The sequence below is a fragment of the Robiginitalea sp. genome, from assembly GCF_982776155.1.
In genome coordinates this window covers 77658-94818 of sequence record NZ_CEXZKX010000008.1, presented here as the reverse complement: position 1 = coordinate 94818, position 17161 = coordinate 77658, and the positions used below count along the sequence as shown (strand labels likewise).

General features: G+C 55.3%; 13 protein-coding genes and 1 tRNA gene. 9 read left to right on the top strand and 5 right to left on the bottom strand.

The genetic code is table 11. The annotated features are described in order from the left end of the window. Positions 1-181: 181 nt before the first annotated feature. The 5 genes from AC3DKS_RS13205 to AC3DKS_RS13185 all read right to left on the bottom strand — a co-directional run bounded on the left by AC3DKS_RS13205 (position 182) and on the right by AC3DKS_RS13185 (position 9522). Positions 182-1114, bottom strand: a complete 933-nt coding sequence (locus tag AC3DKS_RS13205) for a hypothetical protein (protein ID WP_474732269.1) — start codon at positions 1112-1114, stop codon at positions 182-184. A gap of 38 nt (positions 1115-1152) precedes the next feature. Then, the gene (locus AC3DKS_RS13200; protein ID WP_474732271.1) at positions 1153-1647 is read right to left on the bottom strand and encodes an outer membrane protein; all 495 of its coding nucleotides are present in this window, start codon (positions 1645-1647) and stop codon (positions 1153-1155) included. Positions 1648-1982: 335 nt separating this feature from the next. Further along, a complete protein-coding gene (locus tag AC3DKS_RS13195; RefSeq protein WP_474732273.1) occupies positions 1983-3449 on the bottom strand; it encodes a glutamate synthase subunit beta in 1467 nt (488 codons plus the stop codon). Position 3450: 1 nt separating this feature from the next. Next, the gene (gltB, locus tag AC3DKS_RS13190) at positions 3451-7953 is read right to left on the bottom strand and encodes a glutamate synthase large subunit (protein ID WP_474732276.1); all 4503 of its coding nucleotides are present in this window, start codon (positions 7951-7953) and stop codon (positions 3451-3453) included. Positions 7954-8379: 426 nt separating this feature from the next. Further along, positions 8380-9522 (bottom strand): acyl-CoA dehydrogenase family protein, encoded by a 1143-nt coding sequence (locus AC3DKS_RS13185; RefSeq protein WP_474732279.1) that lies wholly within the window; start codon positions 9520-9522, stop codon positions 8380-8382. Positions 9523-9795: 273 nt separating this feature from the next. Between AC3DKS_RS13185 and AC3DKS_RS13180 the strand changes: the two genes are divergently transcribed. From AC3DKS_RS13180 to AC3DKS_RS13140, 9 genes are all read left to right on the top strand, one after another. Further along, positions 9796-11022, top strand: coding sequence for a Glu/Leu/Phe/Val dehydrogenase dimerization domain-containing protein (locus AC3DKS_RS13180; RefSeq protein WP_474732281.1), 1227 nt, complete (start codon positions 9796-9798; stop codon positions 11020-11022). Positions 11023-11037: 15 nt separating this feature from the next. After that, the gene (gene nhaD, locus AC3DKS_RS13175; RefSeq protein ID WP_474732284.1) at positions 11038-12387 is read left to right on the top strand and encodes a sodium:proton antiporter NhaD; all 1350 of its coding nucleotides are present in this window, start codon (positions 11038-11040) and stop codon (positions 12385-12387) included. Positions 12388-12475: 88 nt separating this feature from the next. Further along, positions 12476-13168 (top strand): MotA/TolQ/ExbB proton channel family protein, encoded by a 693-nt coding sequence (locus tag AC3DKS_RS13170; RefSeq protein ID WP_474732286.1) that lies wholly within the window; start codon positions 12476-12478, stop codon positions 13166-13168. A gap of 9 nt (positions 13169-13177) precedes the next feature. Then, positions 13178-13564, top strand: coding sequence for an ExbD/TolR family protein (locus tag AC3DKS_RS13165; RefSeq protein ID WP_474732288.1), 387 nt, complete (start codon positions 13178-13180; stop codon positions 13562-13564). Continuing rightward, entirely contained in the window at positions 13564-14469 is a 906-nt protein-coding gene (locus tag AC3DKS_RS13160) for an energy transducer TonB (protein ID WP_474732291.1), read from the top strand. Before AC3DKS_RS13165 ends, AC3DKS_RS13160 begins: the two co-directional genes overlap by 1 nt. Continuing rightward, positions 14470-15690, top strand: coding sequence for a bifunctional folylpolyglutamate synthase/dihydrofolate synthase (locus tag AC3DKS_RS13155; RefSeq protein WP_474732294.1), 1221 nt, complete (start codon positions 14470-14472; stop codon positions 15688-15690). Between the two features lie 59 nt (positions 15691-15749). Continuing rightward, positions 15750-15824, top strand: a tRNA-Val gene (locus tag AC3DKS_RS13150). A gap of 124 nt (positions 15825-15948) precedes the next feature. Then, entirely contained in the window at positions 15949-16707 is a 759-nt protein-coding gene (locus tag AC3DKS_RS13145) for a hypothetical protein (RefSeq protein WP_474732296.1), read from the top strand. 136 nt (positions 16708-16843) lie between these two features. Continuing rightward, on the top strand, positions 16844-17155 hold the full coding sequence (locus tag AC3DKS_RS13140; protein WP_474732299.1) for a DNA-binding protein: 312 nt from the start codon (positions 16844-16846) through the stop codon (positions 17153-17155). Positions 17156-17161: the final 6 nt, after the last annotated feature.

Sequence of the window (17161 nt, the reverse complement as noted above, 5' to 3'; positions counted from 1 at the left end):
TCAGCGCCGATGGTACTGCCTCACAAGGTGGGAGAGTAGGTCGCCGCCTCCTTTATACCAGAAGCCCCTCACAGCAATGTGAGGGGCTTTTTTATTCCCGAAACTTCTTTCCCCGGCATTCGTTTACCAGGCGGTTACAGGCCCGGGTAAATCGGAAGCGCGGGCAAATCCAAGGCCCGGGTTATTCGGAAACCAGGAAAGTCTTCAACATTCCCTTGGCCTGGCTGCCCGGGACCTCCGAGATAAAGGCATACTGACCCGGGGCCAGTTCCGCTTCAAAATACTGTACGGTGCCCCCCGGGGAATCATTGGCGCCCCCCAGGAAGGTAAAGCCTTCCGGCAGGGTAGAGCTCATAAGCCCCGTGGGCGTAGCCCAGTTCATCCATGCCTCGAGTGCCTCCAGGTCAGCGTCCGGCGCAACGGATACGAGATTTACGTCGTGACCGATAAAATGTTCGTGGGGCGACTGGTCAGCAAAGGTTACGCGAAACGTGTTACTCCCCACCTTTGGCTGGCCGTTCCAGCTGATACCGGCCTGTCGGCTGATCTGCACATCCATGTAGTCCGATGGCGGGCTCACGGTACTGACGCTATCTGTCACAATCAATTCCTTGGCCATTCCCATGGAAGTGTGGAACCGGCCATCCGGCATCCGGACATAGCATTCCATGACGTAATATCCCGGGGAGAGGTTTACTGTGGTCGTAGCTGTGAGGCCAGGCGATATCAGCCCGTTGCCCCCGCTGAATACGACCTCTGAAAACCATTCGGGCAATTTCCCGAAGGCCCCCATGGCTGCCTCATTTTTGCCCTCCATGATCAGTTGCATCCCTTCCTCGAATATCGGGGCCACCTCCGAAATGGTATTTTCAATAGTGACGCCTTCGGGGTATTTATCAAGCAGGATAAAATGCGGCTCCGTGGACTTGTTCTTATACACAAAAGTGTTCCAGCCCGACGGGATGGTATCCGGAGAAATGAATTCCATGGAGTTGGTCACTACCTCGATGGTGGGCTCCGGTTCCGGTTCCGGGTCACTTGAAACTTCCGCTTTCTTGGGATCCGATTTACAATTCCAGAATAGAAGCCCCATGCACAATAGGAATAAAGGCATGGAGCTTCCGTATTTTTTATGGTTCATACAGGCGTCCGTTATATATTAAACTTGACGCCGCCCATCAGGACGAGCTGTCCCTCGTCGATGATCACATATTTCAGTTCCGCAAACGGGATGACGGAACCGCCGATGATAAAGTTGGCGCCGGCCCCGAGATTCAGGCCCAGGCGGCCATCTGAAACCGAAATATCACCGCCAAAACCGGAATCGCCCGATACTTTGACCGAGGTGTAATTCAGTCCGGCCAGGCCATAGAAACCGATACCGTCGCTGTCGAGGAAGTAGTAATTGACGTTTCCATTGGCTTCAAACCAATTGATGTCGATACCTTCTTCCTCCCTGGGGAAGTAATAGATCAGTGACGGGGAAATGACCAGGTTGGTGGCAATCGGAAACTCCGCATTGGCGCCGATACCCAGGCTTTCAACTTCCGTCCCGTAGGCCAGGAACCCCCCGATCCGGGTGTCCTCCTGGGCCTGTCCCAGATTGGCTACAAGAATAGCTCCGATAAGTAATACTAATTTTTTCATGTGATTGGAATTTTAGGTTGAATTGCTATTAAAATAAAAGTTTTTATTTAAAAACCATAACCTGCGTGGCTTGCCCCGATGGCCGCAGGCTGAAAGGCCATCGGCTGTGGGATCCCCTCCCTGCCGTTATTTACAGCCATGCCAAAACTATGAGGAAAGGGCCCCAGGTGATCCCACAGATGTATCAAATGATTATACATATGTATCATTGGTCCTAAAATCCACCTGTTTGCCCCAGGATATAATCTGTGTTGTTTGCCCCGGGGTACGGTCCATGCCAATAAAAAAGCCGCGGGGATCCCCGCGGCTTTCTGTCAGAAACCTATAGCTAATTCTCAAACCCTGGGCAGGTCCCCTTCGCCCTTGAGGGGCAATTCGGAACTCCCCATCAAATAGGAATCCACATGATGCGCAGCCTGTCTGCCTTCGGAAATAGCCCAGACGATCAGGGATTGTCCGCGACGCTGGTCGCCGGCGGCAAATACGCCAGGCACGTTGGTTTTATAATCGGAAACAGAGGCTTTGATATTTGTACGCGGGTCGAGTTCGAGGCCCAGTTGGTCGGCAATGCCCATTTCAGAGCCGGTGAAGCCCAGCGCCAGCAGCGCCAGGTCGCAGGGCCATTCTTTCTCCGTGCCTTTGAGCTCCACGAGTCTGGGCCGTTGGCCGGGGACCTTTTCCCATTCTACCTCCACAGTGACCAGGCCGGTCAATTTCCCATCCGCATCGCCTTTGAATTCCTTGGTCGAAATACTGAAAAAGCGTTCCGCCCCTTCCTTGTGGGAAGAGCTCGTGCGGAGCCTCATGGGCCAGAAAGGCCAGGGCTGGTCTTCCGGCCGGCCGGCTGGTGGCTTCCCGAGGATTTCAAAATTGGAAACGGTCTTCGCTCCCTGGCGGAAAGATGTCCCGATGCAGTCAGACCCCGTATCCCCGCCGCCGATTACGACGACGTTTTTGCCTTTGGCGGTTATCTCATCGCCCTCAAAGGGGATGCCGTCCACCCGCCTGTTGTTTTGCCCCAGGAAATCCATGGCCTGTACCACCCCGTCCAGGTCGGCGCCCGGTATCGGGAGCGGCCTGCGGACCGTGGCTCCCCCGCAAAGCAGGATGGCGTCAAATTCACTCTGCAGGTCTGTTGCAGCCACGTCCTTCCCGACATGTACCCCACAGCGGAATTCGATACCTTCCTCTTCGAGGATTTCCAGCCGCCGGTCGATGACGTGTTTTTCCATCTTAAAATCCGGGATGCCGTACCGGAGGAGCCCCCCGGGTTTTTCATCCCTTTCAAAAACCGTCACCAGGTGACCTGCCCGGTTGAGTTGCTGCGCAGCGGCCAGCCCGGCCGGTCCGCTACCTACTACGGCAACCTTCCTGCCGGTCCGCGTTTCTGGTGGTGTGGCAACCACCCATCCCTTGTCAAATGCCGTTTCCGCAATGTGTTTTTCGATATTCTCTATACTGACAGGATCTTCGTTGATCCCCAGGACACAAGCCTCTTCACAGGGTGCCGGGCACAACCGCCCGGTGAATTCCGGGAAATTGTTGGTGGCGTGCAATATTTCTGCAGCCTTATCCCATTTCCCCCGGTACACGGCGTCGTTGAAATCTGGGATCAGGTTCCCAAGCGGGCATCCGCTGTGGCAGAAGGGGATCCCGCAGTCCATGCAGCGGGCACCCTGTTCCTTCATCGCCTTCTCGGACAGCGGCTTGGTGAATTCCTTGTAATTCTTAAGACGTTCCTCCACGGGCGCATAGGGGTCCACCTTGCGCTCGTATTCCATAAATCCTGTAATCTTTCCCATTTTATATCGTCTCTAGCTTTTCGTTTTCCAGACGGATCAGCGCCTGGCGGTATTCCTCGGGGAATACCTTAATAAACTGGGGCAGGTAGGTCTCCCATTTTTCGAGGACCTCCTGGGCCAGCGGGCTGAAGGTGGCGTTGTAGTGGTTTTCTATCATGCCCCGCAACTCCGCGATGTCCTGGTCTTCCTCTACCTTAAGCAGGTTCAGGGCTTCTTTGTTGCAATTGCGTTCAAAAGTCTTATTCCGGTCCAGCACATAGGCGATACCCCCACTCATGCCGGCCCCGAAGTTCCTGCCGACTTCCCCGAGGATGACCGCTACGCCCCCGGTCATGTATTCGCAACCGTGGTCGCCGATGCCCTCAACGACGGCGCGGGCGCCGGAATTCCGTACGCAGAACCGCTCCCCGGCTTTCCCGTTGATATAGGCTTCCCCTGAGGTGGCGCCGTAAAGGCAGACATTCCCGGTAATGATATTCTCCTCGGGCCGGATGGTGGAACCGCCAGGGACTTTGATGATCAGCCGGGCGCCTGAGAGTCCCTTACCGAGGTAATCGTTGGTATTGCCGTTGACGATCATCGTGAGCCCCCGGGTTGCGAACGCCCCGAAGCTCTGGCCGGCCGAGCCGGTGAAATTCAGGCGCAGCGTGTGCTCCGGCAGGCCTTCCGCCCCGTAAATCTTGGAAATTTCGTTGCTGATGATGGCGCCTACCGCCCGGTCCGTATTGTGTATCGGAAAGTCCAGGCTGGTCTTCTCCTTCCGGAAAAGCGCCAGGTGGGCCTTTTCGATGATCTCGAATTCAATGGACTTTTCGATGTTGTGGTCCTGCTTTACCGTATTGTAGAATTTCGTGCCAATCGGTACAGGCACCTGGTACAGGATCGGGCTCAGGTCGATGCCCCGGGCCTTGTAATGGTCAATCGCCTTGCGGCGGTCCAGTTTCTGTACCTGGCCCACCATCTCGTCCATGGTCCGGAAACCGAGTTTCGCCATGATCTCCCGCAATTCTTCCGCTACAAAGTACATGTAGTTGACCACGTGCTCCGGCTTGCCTTCGAATTTTTTGCGCAACTCCGGGTTCTGGGTGGCGATGCCTACCGGGCAGGTATTCAGGTGGCACACCCGCATCATGATGCAGCCGGAGGCTACCAGGGGGGCGGTGGCAAAGCCAAATTCCTCGGCCCCGAGCAGGCAGGCAACCGCAACATCCCGGCCGGTTTTGAGCTGACCGTCGCATTCCAGGACCACCCGGTTCCGCAGGTCGTTCATCACCAGGGTTTGCTGGGCTTCGGAAATCCCGAGTTCCCAGGGGAGGCCGGCGTGCTTCAGGGAGGTCAGGGGGGAGGCCCCGGTACCCCCGTCGTGGCCGGAGATCAGGATCACGTCGGCTTTTGCCTTAGAAACGCCGGCGGCTACGGTCCCCACGCCAACTTCCGATACGAGCTTTACGTTGATGCGGGCCTCCCGGTTGGCCGATTTCAGGTCGTAAATCAACTGGGAGAGGTCTTCGATGGAGTAGATATCGTGGTGGGGCGGGGGCGAAATCAACCCGACGTACGGGGTGGAATTCCGCGTCTTCGCAATGGCGGGATTCACTTTGGGCCCTGGCAACTGGCCGCCTTCGCCCGGCTTGGCCCCCTGGGCCATCTTGATCTGGATTTCCCGGGCATTGGTCAGGTAGTTTGAAGTGACCCCGAAACGGCCGGATGCCACCTGTTTGATGGCGCTGTTCCGCCAATCCCCGGTCTGGCTGCGATAGAAGCGTTCGGCATCCTCGCCCCCTTCGCCTGAGTTGCTTTTGCCCCCGATCCGGTTCATGGCTATGGCCAGGTTTTCGTGGGCCTCTTTGCTGATGGACCCGTAGGACATGGCCCCGGTCTTGAAACGCTTGACGATTTCCGTCCAGGGTTCCACCTCCTCAATCGGGATCGGGTCGTAGTTTGAAAATTCGAACAGGCCGCGGATGGTCATCAGGTTCTTGGTTTGCTCGTTGACCAGTTCGGCGTATTCCTTATAGGTCGAAGGCTCGTTGAGCCGGACCGCTTTCTGCAGCTTGGCGATGGACAACGGGTTGAACATGTGCTTTTCCCCGTCCCGCCTCCAGCGGTATTCGCCCCCGATCTCGAGGTCCAGGTTGGCGGCCAGATCCTTGCGGTCAAACGCCTTGTGGTGCCTCAGGGCAATCTCCTTTTCCATTTCGTACAACCCGATCCCCTGGATCCGGGTGGGCGTATTCGGGAAATACTTCTCAACCATCTGGGTGTTCAGCCCGATGCATTCAAAGAGTTGGGAGCCCCGGTAGGAGTTGAGCGTGGAGATCCCGATTTTGTTCATCACCTTGAGGATCCCCTTGCCGATGGCCTTGTTGTAGTTGCGGATCGCCTCCTCCAGGCTGACATCCTGGATATCGTGCTCCTCGATCTGTTCCGCGATGATCTCGTTCACCAGGTACGGGTTGATCGCGCTGGCGCCGAAGCCAAAGAGGAGCGCAAAGTGGTGCACTTCCCGGGGTTCTGCCGATTCGATGATAATGCTCAGGTTGGAGCGCCGGCCTACCTTTCGCAGGCCGCTGTTGACAAAGGAACAGGCCAGCAGGGCCGGGATGGGCGCCAGGTCTTTGCTGACATTCCGGTCGGAGAGGATGATGATGTTGGCCCCTTCGTCAATGGACCGGGAGGCTTTGGTGAGCACGGCTTCCAGGGCGTTTTCAAGGCCGTTCAGGCCTTTGTCGATCTCGTAGAGAATCGGTATGGATACCACCTTGTAGTCCGGGCTGCTGTCGTAATTCTTTATTTTATCGAGGTCTTCCTTGGAGATGACCGGGTTCTGGATTTTCAGCTTCCGGCACTGCAGGGGCGAGATGTCGAACAGGTTGTGGTCGGTCCCGAGTGTCAGGCTGATGTCGCAGATCAATTCCTCCCGGATCCCGTCCAGGGGCGGGTTGGTTACCTGTGCAAAGAGTTGCTTAAAGTAATTGTAGATAAGCTGGGGGCGTTCGGAAAGCACCGCAATAGGGGTATCGGATCCCATGGACCCGATAGGCTCCTTGGCGGCCTTGGCCATGGGCAGGATAATGGTATTGATGTCTTCCAGGGTGTACCCGAAGGCGGCTTTCCGTTTCTCGAGCGTCTCTTCGTCCAGGAACAGCGGGCAGTCGTTGTACGGGATATCCCGAAGGTGCACCAGGTTCTTTTTGAGCCATTTGGCATAGGGGTGTTTCCCGGCGATGGCCTCCTTGATCTCCTCGTCGTTCACGATTCGGCCTTCCTCCATGTTCACCAGGAACATCTTCCCGGGTTCCAGCCGGCCGTGGAAGGCGATATTTTCAGGCTCCAGCTCCAATACGCCCGTTTCTGAGGACATGACTACGTAGCCGTCCCGGGTCACCGAGTAGCGGGAGGGCCGGAGCCCGTTCCTGTCCAGGACCGCCCCGATGTAGTTGCCGTCCGTGAACGGGATGGACGCCGGGCCGTCCCAGGGTTCCATCAGGCAGGAATTGAATTCGTAGAAGGCGCGTTTGGCTTCGGACATGTCCGGGTTTTTCTCCCAGGCTTCCGGGACGAGCATCATCATGACCTCGGGCAGGGACCGTCCTGTCATCAGCAGGAGTTCCACCACCATGTCCATGGTAGCCGAATCCGATTTGCCCGGCAGGATGACGGGCAGGATTTCCTTGATTTCCTCCCCGAACAGGTCGCTCTGGAATAGGCTTTCCCGGGAATGCATACGCGAAACGTTTCCGCGGAGCGTATTGATTTCCCCGTTGTGGCACATATACCGGAAGGGCTGGGCCAAATCCCAGGTTGGGAACGTATTGGTCGAAAACCGCTGGTGCACCAGGGCCAGGCGGGTCACCACCCGCGGGTCCATGAGGTCCTTGTAGTACAATTTAATATCAATCGGCATCAGCAATCCCTTGAAGATGATGATCCGGGTAGAGAGGCTCGGCAGGTAGAAGAAGCCGCGTTCGGACAACTTGGAGGCGATAATGGCGTGTTCGGTTTTTTTGCGGGCAACAAAGAGCTTCCGCTCAAATTCAAAATCGTCCTGGTCTTCCGAGGCCTTGCCTACAAATACCTGTTTGACGAAAGGTTCGGTTTCCGCAGCGATGCGGCCGGGCACCCGGCGGTTTACCGGGACATCCCTCCAGCCCAGGAGCCTGAGGCCCTGCGCTTCCAGGTTTTCCCCGAACAGGGTGGTGCAATAATCCCGTTGGTTTTCCTTTTGGGGCAGGAATACATTGCCCACCGCATAGGTGCCGGGCTGCGGCAACTCAAAGGAGCATACCTCGGTAAAGAATTCGTGGGGGATATCGATCAGGATCCCCGCCCCGTCGCCGGTTTTGCCATCGGCGCTTACGGCCCCGCGGTGTTCGAGCTTCTCGAGGATCTCCAGGGCCTTGTGGATGATGTCGTTCGATTTTTTGCCCTTCAGGCTGCAAATAAATCCGGCGCCGCAGTTGTCATGCTCAAATTCGGGGAGGTACAATCCTTGTTTTTCCATAGGGGTCTCGCTTTATAATTCCACGAAGCCAAAATCGCTCGAATTGGCTTGCGGGTGGGGACGTACCGGCATTTCCCGGATACGTGATTATCTCAAAATTAGGGATAACTCTGTCATTAATTCATCGAATTTTGTGATAATCCGAAATAAATTCAACGTTGGTAATAATCCCTTGAAAAATTCCCAATTTGGGAATTGTAGGCGAGCCGCATTATGGAATCGTCAATTCCGGCCGAAAATTATTCCCTTCAAGCAGTTGCAGGGGGGTATGAGCGTTCAAATGGGAGAATTGAATTGCCTCACCCCTTGGAAAATAAAGGGGCTTGCCCCTTCAATCAAACTTTTGGCTGGAAAGCCCTGAAAAAAAACAGGGGTGGTATCCGTGGGACTGGCCCCCGCCGTCCTGGATACCGATAAAATATCGGTTTAATCCTGGAGGATGCTCCTGGAAATAACGATTTTCTGGATTTCCGAGGTACCCTCGTAAATTTGGGTGATTTTGGCATCCCGCATCATCCGCTCCACGTGGTAATCCTTTACGTAGCCGTTCCCACCGTGGATCTGTACGGCTTCCACGGCGGTATCCATAGCCACCTGGGAAGCATATAATTTGGCCATCGCACCCGAGAGGTCGTAGTTTTCCCCCCGGTCCTTGTCGGTGGCGGCCCGGTACACGAGCATCCGGGCTGCCTCAATTTGGGTGTGCATGTCGGCCAGTTTGAAAGCGATTGCCTGGTGGTTGGCGATCTCCGTTCCGAAGGCCTTCCGCTCTTTGGAGTATTTCAGGGACAATTCGTAGGCGCCGGCCGCAATCCCCAGTGCCTGGGCCGCGATACCGATACGTCCCCCGGACAGGGTTTTCATGGCGAACTTGAAGCCGAAACCGTCAGAGCCGATCCGGTTTTCCTTGGGCACCTGGACGTCGTTAAAGTTCAGGGAGTGCGTATCGCTTCCCCGGATACCCATTTTTTGTTCCTTGGGCCCGATTTCAAAACCCTCCATCCCTTTCTCGACAATCAGTGCATTGATGCCCTTATGGCCTTTTTCGGGGTAGGTTTGCGCAATGACCAGGTAGATATCGGCTGTATTGCCATTGGTGATCCAGTTTTTGGTGCCATTGAGCACGTAGTGGTCACCGGCGTCTTTGGCAGTGGTTTTCTGGGAAGTGGCATCGCTGCCGGCTTCCGGTTCGGACAGGCAGAAGGCGCCGATTTTTTGCCCGGACGCCAGGGCTGGCAGGTATTTCTTTTTTTGCTCCTCGGTGCCGTAGGCCTCAAGGCCCCAGCACACCAGGGAGTTGTTCACCGAAACAACAACGGATGCCGAGGCGTCCACCTTGGAGAGTTCCTCCATCACCAGGACGTAGGATAAGGTGTCCAGGCCACTGCCCCCGTATTCCGGGGAAACCATCATGCCCATAAACCCGAGCTCCCCCATGGCCTTTACCTGGCGGGCCGGAAATTCCTGCTTTTCGTCCCGCTCAATGACCCCGGGCAGCAATTCGGCCTGTGCAAAGTCCCGGGCGGCCTGGCGAACCATCTGTTGTTCTTCGGTTAAACTGAAATCCATGTGGTTTGTATTTTTCTCAATGAAACTGTGCAAATATACGCGCTCGCTAAACGATATTCAACAGGCGAAGGTGTTTAATGCGAATGTGAAAACGCCGGGCTGAAAACCCTTTTTGTTGAAGCTTGCCCGATTCGTACGGAAAGCAGGGCAATATTTTTATATTTGTCCGGGCCGCCTCCCGTCGCGGGATTGGCTGGTTACCTTGCCGGGGATTCCGGAAATCCCGGGAATCCGGCGCCAAATGCACACCATTCCAAAAGCCGCATTATGTTGATGAAGGAGCTCCTTGAGCGCTACGAGAACAAACCCCCTGAAATCGTATTTCAGTGGAAGGACCCGGAAACAGAGGCCGAAGGATGGGCTGTGATTAATTCCCTGCGCGGGGGAGCCGCCGGGGGCGGCACGCGCATGCGGGAGGGGCTGGACCAGAACGAGGTGCTCTCCCTGGCCAAGACGATGGAGGTAAAATTCACCGTCTCAGGCCCGCCGATTGGCGGGGCCAAGTCCGGCATCAATTTCAACCCGGACGACCCCCGCAAGAAAGGGGTCCTGGAACGTTGGTACCACGCGGTTTCGCCCCTGCTGAAAAGCTACTACGGCACAGGGGGCGACCTGAATGTCGACGAGATCCACGAAGTGATCCCCATAACGGAGGACGCCGGGGTATGGCATCCCCAGGAAGGCGTTTTCAATGGGCATTTCCGGCCTACTGAAGCCGATAAGATCAACCGGATAGGCCAGTTGCGCATGGGGGTCATCAAGGTCCTTGAGACGGATACCTATTCGCCCGACACCTCCCGGAAATACACCGTGGCGGACATGATTACCGGCTTTGGCGTCGCTGAAGCCGTCCGGCATTTTTACGACATCCACGGCGAAAGTGTGGTTGGGAAACGGGCCGTGGTTCAGGGGTTCGGCAATGTCGGGGGCGCGGCGGCCTTTTACCTGTCCAAGATGGGGGCCCGGGTTGTCGGGATTATCGACCGGGCAGGGGGGGTCATCAAAGAAGAGGGATTCAGCTTCGAGGAGATCCGCGAATTGTTCGGCAAGAAAAAAGGGAACGCCCTGGTGGCGGAGGACCTGATCCCGTCGGCGGAGCTGGATTCGCGAATCTGGAGCCTGCCCTGCGAAATTTTTGCACCCTGCGCCGCCTCCCGCCTGGTGACCCGGGAACAGATCGGCACGTTGATCGAAACAGGCCTGGAAGTCATCTCCTGCGGGGCGAACGTGCCCTTTGCGGACCGGGAGATTTTCTTCGGCCCGATCATGGAGTATACAGACCAGCGCGTCAGCCTGATACCCGATTTTGTATCGAATTGCGGGATGGCCCGGGTCTTTGCCTATTTTATGGAAGGGCGGGTCTCCATGGAGGACGCCGATATTTTTAATGACACGTCCGGGACCATTAGAAATGCAATTTTGAATATATTTAACCAAAATCCAACCCGAAGGAATTTCAGCCGGACGGCCTTTGAGATCGCCCTGAAACAACTCGTGTAATACAAACTAATCATTATGGAAACCATTATCATCATCGTATTCCTGGTCGGCTACCTCGCCATCACCCTGGAACACAACCTCAAGATCGACAAGCTGATACCTGCCCTGGCCATGATGGCCCTCCTATGGGCAATCATCGCCCTGGCCCATATGCCGGTATTTGAGGTAAATGCGGAACTCAAGGAGCTGGAACCCACACATATAGACGAAATCCTGCTACACCACCTAGGGAAAACCGCTGAGATCCTGGTCTTCCTCCTGGGGGCGATGACGATTGTGGAAATCATCGACTACTTCAACGGGTTTGCGACCATCAAGGGGTATATCCGCACGCGCAGCAAAACCAAGCTACTCTGGTTATTCTCCCTGCTGGCATTCGTCCTTTCGGCCATCATCGACAACCTGACTGCCACGATCGTATTGGTGACCATCCTGCAAAAGGTGATCAAGGACCGCAATACGCGACTGTGGTTTGCGGGGATGATCATTATCAACGCCAACGCGGGCGGGGCCTGGTCGCCCATCGGGGATGTGACCACCACGATGCTCTGGATCGCCGACAAGGTATCTGCACTCCAGCTGATCGAACACGTCCTGCTCCCGTCCATTGTCTGTACGGTGGTACCGACCTTTATCGCCAGCCGGTTCAGGGTATTCCGCGGGCAGATTGCCGCAGAGCCGGAGGATCTGGAGGAGCCGAAATCGAAGTTCGGTCCGACCATGCTCTACCTGGGCCTCGGATCCATCGTCTTTGTACCGTTCTTTAAAACCATCACACACCTGCCCCCCTATGTGGGTATGATGCTTTCATTGGCGATCGTCGCAACCTTTGCGGAGATTTACAGCCAGACCAAGTTCAGCATCAGTTCGGTGGATAAATCGGAAAGCGACGAGCACGATGCACATGCATCGCACAGCCCGGTCCACTCCTCCCTGTCAAAGATCGAGTTGCCGAGTATCCTCTTCTTCCTCGGTATCCTGCTCGCCGTGGCGGCCCTGGAGTCGCTGGGGTACCTCTTTACCTACGCGGAGGCCCTGAACGAGGCCATCCCGAACACGGATATCGTGGTGATGCTGCTGGGGGTCGGATCGGCTATAATCGACAACGTACCGTTGGTCGCTGCCAGTATGGGGATGTTCTCCCCTGGCATGGACGACCCGCTCTGGCATTTTATCGCCTATTCGGCGGGTACGGGCGGCAGCATGCTGATCATCGGCTCCGCTGCCGGGGTAGTAGCTATGGGCATGGAGAAAATCGACTTCTTCTGGTACCTGCGCAAGATTGCCTGGCTGGCCCTGGTGGGCTTCCTGGCAGGGGCCGTAGCGTTTATCCTCCTGCGCGACCTGGTCCTCAACCCGATGTAGGCATCCCGGGCGCCTGCGTATTTTTTTAGCCGGAATACTTAAAACGGTAAAACTCCGTTATTAGAAGCAACCTAATAAGAGAGCTATTATGATATTGTTTCAGGACGCCGTCGATGAAACCCAGTTGGGTGAGATCGCATCCGAAGAAAAAACCCTCTCCGTTATCGACCTGATCTTTAACGGGGGCACGGGGAGCATCGTGATCATCACGGTGCTTTTCGTCATGCTGGCCGTGGCCATGTATATCTATTTTGAACGCTTGCTGGCCATCAAGGCCGCGTCCAAAATCGACAAGAATTTCATGAACCAGATCCGGGACCACGTGATGTCCGGAAAGCTGGAGGCCGCCAAGATCCTGTGTGCCCAGACCGACAGCCCCGTGGCGCGACTCACCGAAAAGGGGATATCGCGGATCGGCAAACCCCTGGACGACATCAACACGGCTATCGAGAACGCAGGTACCCTGGAGGTATACAAACTCGAAAAGAATGTGAGCGTCCTGGCAACCGTTGCCGGGGCTGCCCCGATGATTGGGTTCCTCGGGACCGTAATCGGGATGATCCTGGCCTTCCACCAGATGGCTACCAGCGGCGGACAGGCCGAAATGGGGGCCCTGGCCTCCGGCATCTACACCGCCATGACCACCACCGTAGCGGGTCTGGTAGTGGGTATTATCGCCTATGTGGGCTACAACCACCTGGTGAACCGCACCGACAAGGTGGTCCACAAGATGGAGGCGAATGCCGTGGAGTTCCTGGACCTGCTGAGCGAACCCATTTAAGCAGCGCGTATGAAACTCAAAGGAAGGAACAAAGTGAGCCCGGAGTTCAGCATGTCCTCCATGACGGACATCGTCTTTTTGCTGCTCATCTTTTTTATGCTGACGGCCAATTCCCCGAATGCCCTGGACCTGTTGCTGCCCAAGGCCCGGGGGAAGTCCACCAATACGCAGAATGTCTCGGTGACCATCAACAGGGACCTGGACTATTTTGTGAACAACCAGCAGATCAACGGAGCCTATATTGAAATTGAACTAAAAAAAGCACTGGAGGGCCAGGAAAACCCGACGATTATCCTGCGGGCCGAAGAGAGCGTTGCGATCAAGGAAGCCGTCAACGTGATGGATATCGCCAACAGGAACAACTATAAGGTCATCCTCGCCGTGCGTCCGAATTAATGTCATTACTGGATACGAGACACAAGAAAAAATCCTTCACGCTCACCACACTGCTGTTGAGCCTGCTGGTCCTTTTGCTGTTTTATATCGGCCTGACCTATATGGACCCGCCCGAGGAAAGCGGCATTACCGTTAATTTCGGGACCATGGAGTACGGGATGGGCAATGAGCAGCCCCTGGAACCCGTCCGCAGGCAGCAACCCGAACCTGAGGAAGTGGTTGAGGAGGAAGTAGTGGAGGAAACGGCCGAACCGGTCTCCGAGCCCGAAGTGCCCGAGGAATCTACCCAGACCGATGCTCCCACTGAAAAAGTCCTGACCCAGGAAAACGAGGAATCCGTCCGTATCCGCCAGCAGGAGGAAGCCCGCAAAAAAGCCGAGGAAGCCGCGCGCAGAGCGCAGGAAGAAGCCGAACGCATCGAACGGGAAAAACAGGCGGCGGCCGAGCGGCAACGACAGGAAGAAGAAGCTAAAAAACGGGAACTCGACGCGATGATGGGTGGCCTGAACAACTCCGACGGTACGGCCGAAGGAAGCGAAGGCGACGACGACCGCGCCGGCGACAAGGGCCAGCCCGGGGGCGACCCCTATGCCACTACGTATTACGGGGCACCCGGCAGCGGCACGGGTACCGGGGGCTACGGCCTCAGTGGCCGTTCCCTTGCCAGCAGGGGGCAGGTGCAGCAGGAGTGCAACCAGTCCGGACGCGTGGTGGTGAAAATCACTGTGGACCGCAGCGGAAAGGTAATCGATGCGCAGCCCGGGGTCCGGGGAACCACCAACAACGATCCCTGTTTGCTGGAACCCGCGCGGAAAACTGCGTATTTGCACCGTTGGAACCCGGATTCCAATGCACCCAGCCAACAGATTGGTTTTGTAGTGGTGAACTTCAAACTGGGCCAGTAGATGGACTACCGCCAGACGCTGGACTGGATGTTTGCGCGTCTGCCCATGTACCAGCACCAGGGCGGCGACGCCTACCAGGGCAAACTGGAGCCCATCCGCCTTTTTTCCACCCACCTGGGGGACCCCCACAAAAAATTCCGGAGCCTCCACATAGCTGGCACCAACGGCAAAGGCTCCAGCAGCCACATGCTCGCCTCCGTCCTCCAGGAAGCGGGCTACCGGGTAGGGCTTTACACTTCCCCCCATCTAAAAGACTTTCGCGAGCGGATCCGGGTAAACGGGCAGCCCGTGCCCGAGGAGTACGTGGTGCAATTTATCGCGGACCACCAGCCTTTCCTGGAAAAGGCGGGCCTCTCGTTTTTTGAACTCACCGTCGGCATGGCCTTTGATTATTTTGCCGGCCAGGAGGTGGATGTGGCCGTTATCGAAGTTGGCCTGGGCGGGCGTCTGGACGCCACCAACATCCTTGTGCCCGAGGTGAGCCTGATCACAAATATCGGGCTGGACCACACGGAATTTTTAGGCAAAGAGCCCCGGCAAATTGCCCGGGAAAAGGCCGGGATTATCAAACCCGGCATCCCCGTGGTGATCAGCGAAACCCAGGAAGAGGTAGCCCCCGTTTTCCTGGAGGTTGCAGAATCCAACAAGGCCCTGATCCGGTTTGCTGACCGGGAAACCTGGCCCGACTACCCGGTATCCCTGTTGGGCAGTTACCAGTCCCGGAATGTAAAAGGCGTGCTGGCCACCCTGGACGTGCTGAAATCTGCCAGCGACTTTCGGATAGATGAGGAAGCCGTGCGCAAGGGCCTGGCCCTGGTTGCTGAAAACACCGGGCTCATGGGGCGCTGGCAGATCCTGCGGGAACACCCCCGGGTGCTCTGCGATACGGCCCACAACCGGGAGGGCCTCGAACTCGTTCTGGAGCAACTCCAGGGGCAATCCTACCGGCAGCTCCATTTTGTGTTGGGATTCGTGAAGGAAAAGGACCTGGACGGCATCCTGCCGCTCTTCCCGGAAGAGGCGCGATACTACCTCTCCCGTCCCAATATCCCCCGGGGCATGGCCATTGATACGCTCGTGGCAGCAGCTTCCCGCCACGGCCTTCCATTCAACCGCTACGACCACATTTCAGAAGCCTACCAGGCCGCCCTGGCAGCCGCCGAACCCGAAGACCTGATCTTTATAGGCGGCAGCACGTTTACCGTGGCGGAGGTCGTCTGATTTTTTGCCTATTTTTCTTTTCGGAAAGAAAAAACGATTCTATATTTGCACACCCTTTCGGGCTCTTAGCTCAGTTGGTTCAGAGCACCTGCCTTACAAGCAGGGGGTCACTGGTTCGAATCCAGTAGGGCCCACAACAATAAAGACGTGGCCTCCGAGAAATCGGGGGCCTTTCTTTTTTGGCAGGGGTGAAACAAGGGTGAAACAAAAATTCTTTTCATATATCTTCTTATCTTCATAAACGGCTCTCATGCGGTTATGAAATCTTCTTTTAAAAATACACTAATTTTACTTTTTCAGCGAATCGACAAAGCGGTTTTCGATGCGCATCAAATGAGTACCGCATGGAAAACAAAGAAAGTCCCTCATTGGATCGTTCTGGTTTTGACACTCGGGTTGTATGTTTTTTTGATCTGGCAACTTTGGCCACTGTTATCTGCTTCTGAAACACCAGCCTTTAAATATTTTGGTCTTTTCCTGGTTGTGGCATCTACGATTCTGCTTTTGGTTTTGGCCAAAATCTACGTGTCCCAGCTCCTTAATTATAAAAGTCCCTATTCCATTCCAATAGAGAAAGCTGGTGAATGTAATCATAACAAGAGCTTTGGGACACCCTTTCGATTCTCCAGGATAGCCCATGGATTGGATTATAAAAAGGCCACTCTTTTTAAAGATTACCTAAAGACCAGCCGGGAAGACTACCAGAAACTGCTCTCGGGAAAGAAGGTATCTGAGAAGTTGACCTGGTCGCCGTTGACCGATCGAAAACTACCCAACTTCCGACTTTTTTTTGAGTTGCTCAATCATCTGTCCGAAGAGAACTTAGAAGGGTACTACGGGGAGAATCTGTTGCACCTTTGCCGGTATATTACCTTGAATTTTAAATCAAAGAATGGGGAGTGGACCATTAAACAACTTCAAAAGGCCCATTCAGGTTGGAAAAACTGCCATCCAAAACGTCGGCTGGATCTCAGAATCGATATCGACAACCACCTTCTACCAATGGGCCATCGATAAATCCAAAGGCAAACCAAAGGAAAGTGGAAGAAGGGGTTCCTTTACTTGATTTACTGCCCTGACGCCTGCAAATTGCTTTCATATAGTTCCATGGGCTAATCATGGAAACCTTATGAAAACATAATTTAATGGCGTTATGAATATGCACAATTCTTCCCTGTTACAATTACTCCTTGAGAAGATGGAGCACCTGGACGAAGCCGCCCTGGTGAACAAAAAGGTGTTTAATGTGGCCAACCTGCAGCGGTATACTGGATGGAGCCTTTCTAAGATCTATAAGCTGACCTCCGCCAGGTTAATTCCCTTTTCAAAGCCTACCAACGGATCCCTGTTCTTTGAGCGGGAAAAGATCGAAGAGTGGCTCTTGCAAAATCCCTCTTATATAGAAAAGGAACTGGAAGAAAAGGTCAATTCCCATTTAAGAAAGCATTACCGCAACAATTCCTGATTTGTG

Coding starts and splice junctions, on each gene's coding strand:
- AC3DKS_RS13205 (WP_474732269.1), bottom strand. CDS start 1,114: ATGCCTTTATTCCTATTGTGCATGGGGCTTCTATTCTGGAATTGTAAA.
- AC3DKS_RS13200 (WP_474732271.1), bottom strand. CDS start 1,647: ATGAAAAAATTAGTATTACTTATCGGAGCTATTCTTGTAGCCAATCTG.
- AC3DKS_RS13195 (WP_474732273.1), bottom strand. CDS start 3,449: ATGGGAAAGATTACAGGATTTATGGAATACGAGCGCAAGGTGGACCCC.
- gltB (WP_474732276.1), bottom strand. CDS start 7,953: ATGGAAAAACAAGGATTGTACCTCCCCGAATTTGAGCATGACAACTGC.
- AC3DKS_RS13185 (WP_474732279.1), bottom strand. CDS start 9,522: ATGGATTTCAGTTTAACCGAAGAACAACAGATGGTTCGCCAGGCCGCC.
- AC3DKS_RS13180 (WP_474732281.1), top strand. CDS start 9,796: ATGAAGGAGCTCCTTGAGCGCTACGAGAACAAACCCCCTGAAATCGTA.
- nhaD (WP_474732284.1), top strand. CDS start 11,038: ATGGAAACCATTATCATCATCGTATTCCTGGTCGGCTACCTCGCCATC.
- AC3DKS_RS13170 (WP_474732286.1), top strand. CDS start 12,476: ATGATATTGTTTCAGGACGCCGTCGATGAAACCCAGTTGGGTGAGATC.
- AC3DKS_RS13165 (WP_474732288.1), top strand. CDS start 13,178: ATGAAACTCAAAGGAAGGAACAAAGTGAGCCCGGAGTTCAGCATGTCC.
- AC3DKS_RS13160 (WP_474732291.1), top strand. CDS start 13,564: ATGTCATTACTGGATACGAGACACAAGAAAAAATCCTTCACGCTCACC.
- AC3DKS_RS13155 (WP_474732294.1), top strand. CDS start 14,470: ATGGACTACCGCCAGACGCTGGACTGGATGTTTGCGCGTCTGCCCATG.
- AC3DKS_RS13145 (WP_474732296.1), top strand. CDS start 15,949: ATGAAATCTTCTTTTAAAAATACACTAATTTTACTTTTTCAGCGAATC.
- AC3DKS_RS13140 (WP_474732299.1), top strand. CDS start 16,844: ATGAATATGCACAATTCTTCCCTGTTACAATTACTCCTTGAGAAGATG.